This is a genomic window from Bartonella machadoae (genome assembly GCF_022559585.1).
GTDB lineage: Bacteria > Pseudomonadota > Alphaproteobacteria > Rhizobiales > Rhizobiaceae > Bartonella > Bartonella machadoae.
In genome coordinates, this window is the sequence record NZ_CP087114.1 from 1,972,052 (window position 1) to 1,987,500 (window position 15,449).

At 39.8% G+C, this 15,449-nt stretch carries 8 protein-coding genes, 1 tRNA gene and 2 rRNA genes (1 of these 11 cut by a window edge); 6 read left to right on the forward strand and 5 right to left on the reverse strand.

Annotated features, from left to right (window positions below; all coding sequences use genetic code 11):
* Positions 1-434 precede the first annotated feature (434 nt).
* Positions 435-584, forward strand: a complete 150-nt coding sequence (locus LNM86_RS09320; protein WP_241437461.1) for a DUF4102 domain-containing protein — start codon at positions 435-437, stop codon at positions 582-584.
* Between the two features lie 1,209 nt (positions 585-1,793).
* Here LNM86_RS09320 and hisS read toward each other — a convergent pair.
* Entirely contained in the window at positions 1,794-3,281 is a 1,488-nt protein-coding gene (gene hisS / locus LNM86_RS09325; protein ID WP_241437462.1) for a histidine--tRNA ligase, read from the reverse strand.
* Between the two features lie 1,597 nt (positions 3,282-4,878).
* Positions 4,879-5,724 (reverse strand): orotidine-5'-phosphate decarboxylase, encoded by an 846-nt coding sequence (gene pyrF, locus LNM86_RS09330; protein ID WP_241438976.1) that lies wholly within the window; start codon positions 5,722-5,724, stop codon positions 4,879-4,881.
* Positions 5,725-6,153: 429 nt separating this feature from the next.
* On the opposite strand from pyrF, the gene LNM86_RS09335 reads away from it, so the two are divergent.
* The 5 genes from LNM86_RS09335 (at position 6,154) to LNM86_RS09355 (ending at position 11,488) form a co-directional block, all read left to right on the forward strand.
* Positions 6,154-7,242: a TIGR04086 family membrane protein gene (locus LNM86_RS09335; RefSeq protein WP_241437463.1), complete on the forward strand. Its 1,089-nt coding sequence runs from the start codon at positions 6,154-6,156 to the stop codon at positions 7,240-7,242.
* Between the two features lie 520 nt (positions 7,243-7,762).
* Complete coding sequence (locus LNM86_RS09340) at positions 7,763-8,035, forward strand: hypothetical protein (protein WP_241437464.1); 273 nt, start codon at positions 7,763-7,765, stop codon at positions 8,033-8,035.
* Between the two features lie 45 nt (positions 8,036-8,080).
* Complete coding sequence (locus LNM86_RS09345) at positions 8,081-8,581, forward strand: abortive infection family protein (RefSeq protein WP_241437465.1); 501 nt, start codon at positions 8,081-8,083, stop codon at positions 8,579-8,581.
* Between the two features lie 669 nt (positions 8,582-9,250).
* On the forward strand, positions 9,251-10,432 hold the full coding sequence (locus LNM86_RS09350) for an MFS transporter (RefSeq protein ID WP_241437466.1): 1,182 nt from the start codon (positions 9,251-9,253) through the stop codon (positions 10,430-10,432).
* A 648-nt stretch (positions 10,433-11,080) separates the two neighbouring features.
* Positions 11,081-11,488 carry a hypothetical protein gene (locus tag LNM86_RS09355; RefSeq protein ID WP_241437467.1) on the forward strand — a complete coding sequence of 136 codons (408 nt, stop codon included), beginning with the start codon at positions 11,081-11,083 and terminating at the stop codon, positions 11,486-11,488.
* Between the two features lie 1,967 nt (positions 11,489-13,455).
* Here LNM86_RS09355 and LNM86_RS09360 read toward each other — a convergent pair.
* The 3 genes from LNM86_RS09360 to LNM86_RS09370 all read right to left on the reverse strand — a co-directional run.
* A tRNA-Met gene (locus LNM86_RS09360) sits at positions 13,456-13,532 on the reverse strand.
* 105 nt (positions 13,533-13,637) lie between these two features.
* Positions 13,638-13,752 (reverse strand): 5S ribosomal RNA (gene rrf, locus LNM86_RS09365).
* Positions 13,753-13,838: 86 nt separating this feature from the next.
* Positions 13,839-15,449, reverse strand: a 23S ribosomal RNA gene (locus LNM86_RS09370) (it continues 1,146 nt past the right edge of the window).

Below are 15,449 nucleotides of genomic sequence, written 5' to 3' on the forward strand. Positions count from 1 at the left end.
AGCACACAGCAACTTCTCACTACTATCTTCCGCAATGATCAAAAAAATAACGCTCCATCCTTCTGAATATGAAAGAGAAGCTTCATCTTCATGGAACTCAAAGAGCTATACCCTCCCCCCAAACATTCCCCGTATAACGTTTTTCCCCCCTTTTCACTCAAAGAAAACACCAAGAACACTTTTAACACCACTGTGCGGACTGCTCGTCCTCAATTTTTTTAAGCATGGATTGTCAAGAATAGAGCGTTCTTTTTATAACGGCGACAAAGTATTGATTTATAATGATAATTTACTGTTTCGTCTGTTAAATAAGCCCCCGAATATTGTAAAATTCTCTCATCTCAAATCCTCTTATGTTGAATCAAATGGAATGATGTTTCGGCATGTCATAAGTGCGATTATCATATGGATAAAACACAAGAAAAAAGGAATAAATGCTTTTAATAAATCGCCTTAATGCAAGATTTGTCGCAACATTGTGGGCTGGTAAAGAGTCTGATGGGGCAAGCTTATACCTTCACAAGCGCAAAAATTATGGTACTCAATGGCTTTATCGCTATAGCATTCCGCGAACGCCGCCGTAAAATGGGCTGGGTTCCTTAAGAAAAGTCGTTAGAAAAGCCCGTAAAGATATAACCCAATGACGTTTTATTTTACAGGGTGATCAGTGTCCTCATTAAAAAACATGACAAACAAAAACATGAGGCAATGTGTAATCTCCATTATCTCAAAGAGATTGCTGGAGATGGTGCCTACTTGTTGCTTTACAAACGTAAAGATGGCGTTACTCAATAGAGTTGCCAGTGTATCACATTTCACGGCACCACCTTGAAATGAGTTTGGGTATCTTTAAAAAGCCCATAAATGTGTGACCTAATAGCGTTCTTTTATATGAGGATCGGTCCCCATTAAAGAACATAACAAATAAAAACATAAGACAATATGCAACCTCCAGTATCTCAAAGAAATTGCTAGAGAGAGTACCGCTTGTTGCTTTACAAGCATAAAACGCCATAAAACTACGAAGAGATCAACACGAAATTAGCAAGTGAGAGCAGTTTTAAAACACTTTGCAAAACAATTACTATGACACATTTAGCTTTGCGTTTGCTTATTTTTACAGGCGTTCGAACCAATCCAAATCCTTTGCATCATCTTTGTAAAAATCCGATTGAAAGAAATAAACCATCCTTACTGAGAATATGAAGGTGTATATGACGCGATAACAGAATTTCGCATGCCCTTATGACTAGAAATATGAGAAATTCTGAAAAAAGCACGCTTTCTGCTCCGTAATGCTTTTTTTCTCCAACCGACCGTCATCGCCCTAATGTGAGTAACCTGTCTTAAGATATGAAAGAAACGTGATGCATACCCTCATGGCATTCCGTTCTCGTTTAGGGATTTTTTTAGATGTAAAATATTGATTTATAAAAACAATTCTTTTTCTTACATGTTAAATGAGACGCCTTAATATCATAAGATTTTCTCATATCAAATCATATTATGTTGAATCAAGTGAAATGATGTTTCGGCACGTCACAAGCGGAACTGGCGTGTGGGTAAAAACTCTAAAGAAAGGAGGCAAAATGCCTGTTATGAATCGTCTCAATACCAAGAGCTGTCGCGATATTGGGGGCTGGCAAAGAGTATGATGGTACCAGCTTGTACCTTCATAAGCGTAAAGATAGTGGTGTTCAATGGTAAACACATAAAATCAAGAAAGGTATCAATTTTAAAAATTGAAGCGCAAATTTTCCCAATATTTCATGCAATGCTTTCTACAGAAATGTTTACGTATTTTGTCTGTTCAAAATATCTTGCACTGTTTTAACCAATAGTTCTTCATCAACGGTCACTTGTGCTGGTCGACTTTCTCGCCATGTTTGATTATCCTTAATTTCATGAGACAAACGCGCTCCTTCAATCAAATCTTTGATCTGTATTTTTCCCTCCTCACGTTCTTGTGATCCTTGAATGACCACACAAGGCGCTTTTCGCCGATCAGCATATTTCATCTGTGCCTTTATCCCTGCTGCTCCCAAATAGAGTTCAGCACGAATTCCAGCTCCCCGCAGTTGCATAACCATTTTTTGGTAACCTGCAACCGCCTCAGGTTCTTTATCCATCATCAACACCACGACGGGCCCTGCGACCTCTTTTACAGGCAATTTTCCTAAGCTTTGCAAAGCAGCGATCAAGCGTGAAACCCCAATGGAAAAACCAGTTGCGGGAATCTTTTCCCCCCGAAAACGCGCCACCAATCCATCATAGCGTCCACCACCACCAACAGAGCCAAAAACAACCTTTTGTCCATCATCATTGAACACATCAAACAGCAATGTCGCCTCAAAAACAGGCCCCGTATAATAATCCAGTCCCCGCACCACTGATGGGTCAATCTTGATCCGATTCTCAGTGCCATTTGCGGCAAAGATTGTTTGCATTTCCTCAAGCTCACCAATTCCTTCAAGGCCTTGAACATGATCCCCAACGACTTTTCTCAAAGCATCAAGGTTTTCCTCTGCGCTTTCAGCGCCAGCAGCCATGAAGGCAAGAATACGCTCAATGTCTTTCTCCTTAAGCTCCGCGCCTTTTGTAAAATCACCACTTTCATCCAAACGCCCCCGCCCTAACAGCAAACGCACACCTTCAGGACCAAATTTATCTAATTTATCAATTGCTCTCAAGACAGTTAAACGCTTTTCAGCCTGTTCATCTCCCCCCAAGCCAATTTTCTCTAAAACGCAATCCAAAATTTTTCTATTATTCAAGCGAATAGCATATTCATGCTGTTGAAACCCTAATTTTTCCAAGCTCTCTGCTGCCATCATGCAAATTTCAGCATCCGCTGCAACTGTAGGTGTTCCAACAATATCGGCATCAAACTGCATAAATTGCCGAAACCGCCCTGGTCCGGGTTTTTCATTGCGGAAAACAAAGCCAAGACGATAACTCCGATAAGGCTTTGGCAAAATTTCAAAGTTTTCTGCAAAATAACGAGCCAGCGGCGCGGTAAGATCATAGCGCAAAGACATCCATTGCTCATCATCATCTTGGAGCGAAAAAACCCCTGCATTGGGACGATCTTCATCAGGTAAAAACTTACCCAACACATCTGTATATTCAAAAATCGGTGTTTCAAGCGCTTCAAAACCGTAAAGTTCATAAACTTCACGAATTTGTGCAATCATGGTTTCAGTTGCATATAACTGTGCGCTTGTGCGATCAACAAAACCACGAGGTAAACGGGCTTTGGTTTTTTCTTGTTTTGATGACATGCTCTTCTCTAACAACAATATCTATTCACGGATGGCTTATTCACGGATAGCTTGTGTCTATCTCATAGAAACCAACGCTGCAATACCTTTATCAATCATAACCCACGATAACAAACACCACCCCTTGTACAAAGAAGATGCTCATCACCCCTAAGCGTACTAAAAAACTTGGCTCCTTCAACCGCAAAAGAGCGGCTTTCTGTTAATATTTTTCCCATTATCGATAAAAAAGAAGAGCCCGCAACCACAAAACGCTTCACAAGCACTTCCCCATAAGACTTCCCATACAAGCCCTCCTACCACTGCTGCCTTCTTCTCTCTTCAACAATCCTCTCGAAACACATTTTCCACACGCTCTCCTCTCCATTCCCTTTACGCAAAGCACCTTCTCATATGCTCTCCATACCAATCTGATTTACAAAGACAATGAAGCGTTTTGCCTATAAAATGAGAACACGAATATCCTAAGATTCTCTCACTACAATCCTGCTGTTGTTGAATAAAAACATCCTCTTGCACATCACAAGTGAGGCTATTGTGTGGATAAAAACACAAGAAGAAAGGTATAAAATGCCTTTAATAAATCGTCTCAATGCCAAAAACTGTTGCAACATTGGCGGCTAGAGTATGACGATACCAACTTGCTCCTCCACAAGTGTAAAGAGGATAGTGCGTAATAGATTTACCAGTATATTCTCCATGGGCTGTATCGTGAAATGGGCGTGGATGTACTTTGAGTTATTTAAAACAAACCTATGAATGCGTCGCACAATGGCGTGCTGCTTTCCATGAGAGGCATACTCCCTAAAAAACGTGACAAACAAAAGCGTGAGACAATGCGTCATCTCCATTATCTCAAAGATATTGCTCTAAACACTTTTGCCAGCCGTAAAGCAAAACCAAAAGAAATACTAAGATTGAAGATTGATTTTTGCCTTTACATCTTCATATCCTTCCCCAATGAGGCTACCTCCCCGTTGCAGAGATTACAAAATGGATACATGCAATGCTCTCGTTCTTCATTGAGTCTCCAAAAGCTGGTCCTGCCTATAGGACGTTCATTCGTCTTAATCTCTCTCTTAAACATGCTATTGCATGGGAAACATATGGCTGCATTGGGATTGAATGTTGATTGACAGAGAACAGCAAATGCTAAGACTCTCTGATGTCAACAACGTCATAAAACGCAAAACTTACCAGCTATGGGATGGAAAGAAATACCGGCTTTTTATAAAATACTTTGTCAAACGACAACCATGACACACTTAGCTTTACGGTTATTCTTCTGACACTCGTACCTATCCTTTGCATCATATCCATAAAGATCAGATTGCATAAAGATCAGATTGCATAAAGATCAGATTGAATGTGTGAATCATCCCTGTTGAGAATATGAAAGGAAGGTGTGATGCGACAACAGAATTTTGTGTGTCTTTATCATCAAGATAACGTAAGTTGTTTCAAAAGAGACATCAAAAAACGAAAGCTGTTTTAAGAGAAGCATCAAAACAACTCTCGAATAAGCTAAAATCATCCCTCTGCAAGAGGTACCCTCTTTTATAAGGAATTGACAGATTGAACATCTATGCAAAAATCCTTAAAGCATCAGTGTGTTTTTAGCTTGCTCGGCAAAATAGTTGATCAGCGTTTTTAAATCACCACTGTTACGACCAGCATCCGTAATCGACCGTGAAATGGAGGGAATGATATTCTGCCACAAATTTTGTGGAAACTGATCTGTCAGTTGTGTGATTGTTCCCCCTTGAGCACCAATACCGGGAACAAGAAACAAGCTGTTTTTCAACTGTTCGATTGTCTCTTTTGCTTCACTGCCCAAAGTTGCCCCAATGACCGCCCCGATGGGTCCAACAGCATGATGTTGCGTAAAAGAATGGCTATTATAATCACAAATACGCTGTGCCAAATGCATAGAAACTGTTTGATCACCAATGCGCGCATTGCGAAGTGTTGCTCCCTCTGGATTAGAGGACTGAACCACCACAAAAACCGCAGTTCCTGTTTCTTCAGCAATCTTGATCAAAGGGATGAGCGCATCAAAACCAAGAAAAGGATTGACTGTCAATGCATCGGCCTTAAACGCACTGCTTGAACCAAGCCAAGCCCTCCCATAGGCTTCAGCAGTAGAGCCAATATCCCCCCTTTTTGCATCAACCAGAACCAATAAGCCTTGGTCATGTGCTTCTTCAATAAGTTCTTTGAGAACGTGAAGACCTTCAACCCCATATAACTCAAAAAAAGCAGCTTGCGGCTTTATAACACCCACTTTACCAACAACGGCTGTTAAGAGAATCTCACAAAACTCTTTTAACCCTTTATAATCGCAACTTAAATTCCATGATTGCAAAACTTTATGACTAGGATCAAAACCAACACAAAGCGGTCCATAGATTTCACGGTTTTTTAAAAAAGTTGAACAAAACATTCCACCACCCAAGATAAGCTCTCTTGCAATTTTCGATACACGAGACAACCGAAAAAGAAATTTATTTATAACTGAAATTTATTTTCCAAAATGGACCGGTAACATAATTTCTACGCAAAAGAAAATATTTTCATAGCACCAAGCAGCACAAGCAACCATATTGCAAAACATCCCTCTTCTCTTTCTATTCGCTCAAACATCTCTAGCAATGCACACGCGCAATAAACAGCACCTTGAAGCAGAATTTTGCAAAAAGAAGTTTCACCAACATGGTTTCATCATCAAAATCCGTGAGAATTCCCCTCATAAACGATAATCATCACCCACTGTTTTGAACGTTCGTATCAATTTGGCAGCCTCTTTGTCACTTTTGGAACATAATTTCTAACGGGGCATTTTATCTCCAGCATCATTTGAGGAGATAAAAATATGGAAACCCGCATTCCTGAGGATACACCCTTCGATAGCCACTTTCTAGGGGAAACATCTCTAGAAACAGATTATCCTTTTTTCCAACCACCAATTTCATGGTCAGCAATCTTTGCTGGACTGATCACAGCCCTTGCCACTTCAATCTGCTTATCTTTTCTGGTTGCAGCGTTAGGTTTCAACCAAATGGACTTCACCTCTTCAACACCTTTTGCAGGAACTTTCCTCTCCTTTGGGATTGGTTCTCTTATCGTTATGCTTATCAGCCTTGCTTTAGGAAGCTTTGTTGCTGGGCGCTTTGCTGAATCATCAGGCACACTTCATGGCTTTCTCACTTGGGCTCTGTTAACCCTTATCATGACCCTCCAAGCCGTCCACGTGGTTTCAAGTACAGCAAAGATAGGCGCGAAAGCTGTTGGAGAAAGCACTTCGGCACTCCAACAAACTGGAGACAGCCTCAAAACAAATCTTGTCCCCTTCTTTTCACAAGAAAACGATAACAATTTTGCCAAGTTTTTTCGTGAAATAAAGGACAATGATGTTGATTTTGATAAATTGCGCAGTGAATTACACACACTTCTCAAGAAAAGCGATATCCCTGCTCTCAACCCTGACCGTTTAAAGCAATCCTATCAAGCCGCTCTTAAAGAGATCAGTTCTGCGATAACAGCTTTTAAGGAAGACCCTTCTCACACTGGCACCATCTTAAAAAATCTGAGTGAGCACCTGTCTGATCGTATCGAAGACATCACAGAAGACATCAATCAAAATGACATCGTCAATGCCCTGATGAACAATGGCATGACGCGTGCGGATGCACAAAAAACCGCTAACAATGCACTTGATCTTTATCAAACAGCAGAAGCGAAAACCGAACAAGCACTTAAAAATCTTGAAGCGCAGGCGCATACACTTTCTCAAAAGCTCAACTCAACGATGAAAGATGCACGTCATAGTGCGGACAAAGCCGCTACAACAGCCTCCCACATGGGATGGTGGGGCTTTTTAGGAAGCTTAATTGGTGCCATACTTTCCAGTGTTTGTGGTTATTATGGCTATCGAAGCCGTAAAGACACTTTCATGCTATAAACATGCTGTAAAACTAACAGGACATAAAGCATAATACTAGAAAAAAGCTGTACAGATTGTACGGCTTTTTTTATAAACAGGTCCCGATCACTGTATTCTTTCAATGGAAAGAAGATTTTTAAAACATTCTTTTAACTTTTCATGACAGCAAAACAGCCTTTAAAAGGAAAACAAATTTTTCTTTTATGTTTTTTCTTTAAGACATTTTGTGAGAAGGTTTTCTATCTTATAGAGTATAAAAAACGCTCTAGGTAATCTTGCCTCGTATAAAATAAAGGCGCTTTATCTCCCGCAATTTTCAACATGCATGATATGTTTTTTTGTTTTATATCAGAGAAAAGATGTGGATAGAAAAACCAACAACATATTCTTCAGCAGTTTTATAGAAAACAAAAGCTATAATACTGAGGAACAAAAACTCTTAGGGAACTATCTATAAAATGATGTAGCAGTCTCTTAATCAAACGAATTCATATCATAGACTTTATAATGTAATAACCATTTTTGACAAATCTCTCTCATGAAATCACCAATTCCTCCCGCAACCATTGGACTGCTTAGCCAAATATTATCAATGCATTATACATCAAAGATGTTGGATACTTTATTCTTTTTTACACCGACTGCTCCTAACGCGGATCCTTCTGATAATAAAGTGACCATGGTAAAAAAACGGCTCCATGCAATCAATAGACAATGCCCTGAACCACTTGAGGTCCTAGGTCCGCTCCTCAGTGATTTTATGGATAGAGAACCTTCTGATCAAAAAACTCTCTACGCAGTGGATCAATGAGAAGAAAATCAATGCAAAATTTTAGAAACCTTAGCTAAAGATGGATTGCGGTATTTACGTGGGGGATATATCACTAAATGTGGTCTTCTCTCTACACAAGGGTTACAGGATAAGGTTGCAAAACAGCAACTCTCCGCAGTAGAAATCGAAATTGAGAGAGCATTGCAAACCGTAGAAAAAGATCCGATGAATGCAGCTCTCTATGCTGCAACTGTATTGGAAGCCTCCTTAAAAGCTTATCTCAATCACCATTCTATCGTCTATAAAGAAGAATCTGAGAAACTCCCCAATTTATGGAACAAAGTTGCTATGCACATTGGTCTCCAGCCCAAAAATTTTTCTGACGAAGATGTAAAAAAGATCGCCTCTGGACTGTATGAAATTGTAAAAGGCACCATGAATTTAAGAAATAAAAAAAGTGCTGCCCATGGCAGATCAGAAGAACATTTTAAGCAAAACATTATTCGTCCTCGCCATGCGCGTCTAGCTATTCATGCCGCACATACCATTTCAGCTTATATTTTAGAATTCACAGAAGAAGGATAATAAAAAAATTTATTTGAGAAATCGTCAGTATTTTTTGATGATGCGATGATTAACACAAATATATGCCTTTCTGCTCCGCTTCACTATTTTTATAATTTATCCATCAAAGATACGGCAATTATCACAAAAAAACTGTACCGACAATCACATCTTTTCTTTCATCAGAATATGAATACCCGTCAGTTCAGGAATGGGATTTGGTGTTATGAAGTCAGATGGATTACAACATGCAATAACTATAGGAAACCTTATCTCACCCTCCTCTGCTCAATATTTCTTCATTTCTTTTATGAAAAATGCACAACATATTAGGTTTTTCTTCCACTCAGAAAAATTGATTTTTATAAAATCCTACAAATCAAGGGAAAAGCTCTATTGGCAACAGTGCACGCGGAGGCCAACAAATTATTCTTAATCATACAGATTTTATAACCTCATACAGCAAGAAAACATTTTATACGAAAAATGTTGGATCTTGCTAAAAACAGTGTAAAAGAAACAAAAAACAATATTCTCGCCATAGACTGACGAGTGAAATCAAGATGGGGATACTATCAATGAAATGTGCACTGCTGAAACAGGGCTAACAAAACTCCCTAAAAATAGACAACAAAGCGTTTTTGATCATTTAACTGCGCTTATAGAGAAATCCCCATGAGAAAAAATTAAATGACGAGAAAAAATAAAATTACTTTTTTTATCTATGGTGCAGTTTTTCTTTCCGAATTTTCCTTTTTCTTTGTTCTGCCTCTTCTTGGCATCTCTCCTCTCATAACGGCTGCAAATGTTGCTTTTTATCTCGCGGGATCCGTAATCCTTGAAAGCATTCTCATGGTAACGACAACGAAGTTATTTGAGAAATATTCTCGTAAATTATTAATGGCTAGCGCATTTATTTTAAGAAGTGCAGCTTTTTTGTTCATTACTCTATCAGCCATGCCTTCTGCTTGGTTGTCCTTTTTTACTTTAACAGCTCTTTCGAAAGCAATTGCAAAGCCATTTCTAAGAGAGATTTTAACAGAACATCTCAATGGAAAAACGCTTAAACGTGCATTAACCCTTTATTCTTTTTTTCAAAATGCTGCTGTTTTTATAGCCCCTCTTGTTGCAACGATCACCATAAAATACAACGTATCCGTTTTTGTACTCTTTTTTTTCGCAGTCATTGGTTTATATTTTTGTTTTCTCTCTATAAAAATTGTTTACAACTACCCACAGAAAAAAACATCCCTTGAAAAAGATAAAAAAACACCAACGGCTTTTCTTTCTTCCTGTAAAAAAATCATAAGCAACCGTTCTCTTCGTTATTTACTAATCACAGCTTTACTTTGCTCGTCCATTATGGGAATCTTCCTCACAACCACGACACTTCTGAGTAAATTTGATAGCAATCTCGCTCCTTATAGTGGTCTTTTCTTTTCAACTGTCGGAATCAGTATTTGCCTCTGGCAGGGGATAATGAATAAACATCTCACTCTTTCCGATAAAACAACTTTTTATCTGATATGGCTTACGGGAAGCTTAGCCTCATTCTACCTCATAGGTGGCGTCTCTACCGCCATGATTGCCTTAATTGCCTACAGTGTCTACGAATCTGTCATCATTCCAGAAATATACTATAATGCAGGAAAGACAACTGCAGCTTTATCTTCTAGTGTTATTTTTAGTTATATCCTTGTTGTTTCAAATATTGGTCAAGCTGCGGGCTCTTGGATGAGTGGATGGATAATCAGCCATTTCAACAGCCATGTTTCTTTAATCTTTTTCATGATCACTATTGCCTCTACATTTGCATCTTCCATGTGCCTGATACAAGCTAAAAAACACGAGGATTTTCAATGTGGTATATAGTTTTGCAACGGGAGGTACAACGAGAATTCCCAAAGCACTTCACCACAAGTGACTCAATTATGCGTTTGTAACACACTCTACCGCAAAGAACCTAAAATCTGTCTTCAAGAATTGCTCTATAAGCTCCGTTGCAAATTGCCTTACAGCTGGAGAACTATGGAGTGGATTTCACTTTGCCCATGAAATTTGTCGCCTTCTCAAAGTCACCTATTATCCGTTTGCATCTATCCTTGATGATGACACTTTAAGTGCAGCCATCGAAGAATTTTCCATCGATACGATAATATGCCTTCCAAGTTTTGCCGATAAGCTTATTACGGTATCTCGGGGGAAAAAATTACAATCTCTAAAAACCCTATTTTATCTTGGAGAAACCTTTCAATCGCAATCTGCGTTGAAAGCAAATAATATAATTCCTGAATTACGTATTAAGCCTCTTGCTTATACTACTCAAGAAACGGGTCCAATAGGATTCCAGTGTTTCCTAGCTTAATGGTGACGTTTACCATCTTTACGATCATATTCAAGTGAAATCAAATCCTAAAACTGATGAACTCATTGTATCGGTTTTTTATCCTGATGATGAGCCGCTACTCGAGCACGCTACAGGCGATATTGCTACCATTGCACGTAATCAATCATGTATTTGTGGATACCGCAGGTACACCTTACATCTTAAAAGGAAGAACACCAGCCTTTCATAATATCATGGGTGCTTCAATTTCTGTTCACGATTTCATAAATGTTTTGAATCTTCACGGTTGCAATATTTCAGCGACAGATATTCAGCTCATTATAATAAATCAATTTGAACAGGGTGTTGGAATTTTATTGTTCATTGATTCAAGTTATAACATTAAAAGAAGCGTTCTTTTATCATCGCTCTCATCTTCTTACATTATAAAAGATATTATCAATAAATCAAAATTTTTTCATATTTGTTTTATAGGGAAACCGCACTTCATTCAGTCCACAAACTCTGCAAAAATAAAATCTTTTGTTCAAATTCCTGAATATCCTATAATCCCTGATGGAAAATTAATAAAAATTAAATAAGCTGAGAGTTGAGATTATAATTTTAGAGGGATATTTTTTGGTTTCTCCCTCTATAGTGTGTTCTTTTTTCTCTTTTCTGTCAGTGTAGTTTTTCTGTTTTGCTTAACGCTCTCTTTATTGCATAAAGAAAAAGAACCTTGATTTATGATATGTTTTTTGCAGATATTGGCAAGGTACTAGCATAAATGCTAACAAACTTTGTGTTGATGCAAGAGAAGATTGGATTTCAAAATGTTTTGACAGCAAATTATATCCCTCTACGCTTTTCCCATGCCCTTTCTTTAGAAAACATAATTTTAGTAGCGCTCTTTATTAAGCTCGTTATTTTTGTAAGGGAGAAAACTTCTTAAGCGCAGATCCTTTGACGTATAATACTGAGAGCATTTCCGCTGCTCCTCCTCTATAAAAACTTTTTAAAATATTGGGTTTTCTGATGGTGTCAAAATATTCCCAAGGATAAACACACTTTGAGAAGCCTTTATGAGGTGGATTGCATTCTTATACACTCTTTTTCTTCCTGCTCTTGTTATTTCAGAGTGCATGCTGCTTAGCAGCGTATTTTATAGTTATCAAACAATTTATGAGAGGGATTTGGATTATTTTTGGTATTGTTGTACGCTTTTTGATTTTTCATCATCCTATTTTTTCTGCACTTAATTTAGACACTATCACCCTCATCCTCCGTTGTGTTTTCAACGTCTTGTTTATTGTCCTGTTATTCGTGCTGATCTGAAGTTAAGCGCTGAGATATATGGCATAATCACACATATGGTAAAGTATCGACTTTGTCGTTTGTCCACTTTTTGGAAGCATAAGCCTGATAGAGTTCCTATAGGCTTAGTTATTTGTTCACTTTTTTCTCTCGTTCGGCATCAATATTAATTTGTTTTTTGCCCAAAGATATGAGTGTTTTATAAGAGGAACGAACTTTCAAGAGATAGCCTCCTTTATTGCGAATAAATTTGGCAATGCTCAGGACCATAGATTTTATCATATATTTTAGCTTATTTTTAAGGACTTGGAATGTAGGTTTATTTGAACAGGGTTATTACGACAGATACGATAGTAACGGTAATATTATACTTCAAACAGCTTGCTATTTGATCTCCAATTTTTAGAGACGAGGATAACTCTGAAGCTCTTCATGACAGCTCTCTCTGAGAGAGTTTTTTTAAAGATCAGATAGCATGCATAATGTTTGTTAGAGCAGCGTTTTTTATAGCTATCGAACAATTTATGAGGGGGATTTGGATTATTTTTGATATTGCATTTCTACGCTGGTTTCTTATTTTCCCTTAAGCAGTTAGTCTTTTTTCACCTTTCATTTCTCATTTTTTTGCAAGCAAAAAGTCCTATTGAGAGGATCTATGGAGGTAATAGAGAGAACCAATGCATTTTCCATGTGCCTGATACAATCTAAAAAACGGGGATTTTCAATGTGGTATATAGTTTTTGCAACGGGAGGTATAACGAGAATTCCCAAAACACTTCACTAACAGTGGCACAATGATGCGTTTGTAACGCACTCTACCGCAAAGAACCTAAAATCTGTCTTCAAGAATTGCTCTGTAAGCTCCGTTGCAAATTGCCTTAAACACGGCGATAGATTTTATCAGATATTCAGGGTTTACGATTGATTTTTATGTTATTTTTATAGACTATAAAGGCAATATTTTCCGTTGCGTTTCTACGCTGGTTTCTTATTTTCTCTTGATCAGTTATTATTTTTCCGCCTTCAGCTTTCATTTTTTACAAGCAAAAAGTCCTTTTGAGAGGGCAGATGGGAATAAAGATAAGCAAGGCTTGGGATGAGGCAAATATACAAATGTATAGAAGCAAATGATATGGTTATTTGCTTGAATGGTTTGTTTTTTGAGGTCTGATGAGGTGTAATTTGTATTGCGCATCATGGATCTGAATGCATGTTTTGCTTGGTGGAGCGTAGGATTATTGTTATGGAGATTTATTGGTTGCGGGGGCAGGATTTGAACCTGCGGCCTTCAGGTTATGAGCCTGACGAGCTACCGGGCTGCTCCACCCCGCGATATTTGATGATATAACAATCGGTTATTTTTGTCGACGTGTTATTGTATTGCTTAATTTGTTTTGTTTTTGATGTATTGAGAAGATTACTCTATGCGCTTAGCAGACCTGGCGGCGACTTACTCTCCCGTGCCTTAAGACAAAGTACCATCAGCGCTGGAGCGTTTCACGACCGAGTTCGGGATGGGATCGGGTGCGTTCACTCCGCCATAACCACCAAGTCAGCGAAGAGCATAGAGATAGAGAAGCTGTATTTTCTGATTTGTTTATTTGTTTATTTTTGTGTGAATGGATATAGGAAATGGGAACGATCAAGTCGATTGAACGATTAGTATCAGTAAGCTTCATGTGTTACCACACTTCCACACCTGACCTATCAACGTGGTGGTCTACCACGGTTCTCAGGGAATACTCGTTTTCAGGTGAGTTTCCCGCTTAGATGCCTTCAGCGGTTATCTCGTCCGTATATAGCTACCCTGCTATGCGGCTGGCGCCACAACAGGTCCACCAGAGATACGTCCATCCCGGTCCTCTCGTACTAGGGACAGGTCCTGTCAATATTCCAACACCCACGGCAGATAGGGACCGAACTGTCTCACGACGTTCTGAACCCAACTCACGTACCGCTTTAAATGGCGAACAGCCATACCCTTGGGACCTGCTCCAGCCCCAGGATGCGATGAGTCGACATCGAGGTGCCAAACAACCCCGTCGATATGGACTCTTGGGGGTCATCAGCCTGTTATCCCCGGCGTACCTTTTATCCGTTGAGCGATGGCCCTTCCACACGGGACCACCGGATCACTATGACCGTCTTTCGACTCTGCTCGACTTGTCAGTCTCACAGTCAGGCAGGCTTATGCCATTGCACTCAACAAACGATTTCCGACCGTTTTGAGCCTACCATCGCGCGCCTCCGTTACTCTTTAGGAGGCGACCGCCCCAGTCAAACTACCCACCATACACTGTCTCGAATCCGGCTTACGGACTGCGGTTAGACATCCATATCGGTAAGGGTGGTATTTCAAGGATGACTCCACAAAGGCTGGCGCCCCTGCTTCGAAGTCTACCACCTATCCTACACATACAGACACAAATGCCAGTGTAAAGCTATAGTAAAGGTGCACGGGGTCTTTCCGTCTAACCGCAGGAACCCCGCATCTTCACGGGGAATTCAATTTCACTGAGTCTACGTTGGAGACAGCGGGGAAGTCGTTACGCCATTCGTGCAGGTCGGAACTTACCCGACAAGGAATTTCGCTACCTTAGGACCGTTATAGTTACGGCCGCCGTTTACTGGGGCTTCAATTCAATGCTTGCACATCTCCTCTTAACCTTCCAGCACCGGGCAGGCGTCAGACCCTATACGTCGTCTTGCGACTTCGCAGAGCCCTGTGTTTTTGGTAAACAGTCGCTACCCCCTGGTTTGTGCCACCCACTAACGGTTGCCCGTTAAAGGGTCACGCTTCTTCCGAAGTTACGCGTGCAATTTGCCGAGTTCCTTCAACGTAGTTCTCTCAAGCGCCTTAGTATTCTCTACCAGTCCACCTGTGTCGGTTTCGGGTACGGTCTATACGTGGGAGCTATTTCCTGGGACTGCTTCACTGCAAGATCAATCCAATAAGACCTTACAATACACGCAATCCGTCACTACCCACAGGTCCACGAATATTAACGTGGTTCCCATCGACTACGCCTTTCGGCCTCGCCTTAGGGGCCGACTCACCCTGCTCAGATTAACTTTAAGCAGGAACCCTTGGACTTTCGGCGAGGGAGTCTCTCACTCCCTTTATCGTTACTCATGTCAGCATTCTCACTTCCGATACCTCCAGGAGCTCTCACGAGTCTCCCTTCACAGGCTTACGGAACGCTCCGCTACCACTTACTCAATGAAGAGTAAATCCACAGCTTCGGTGTA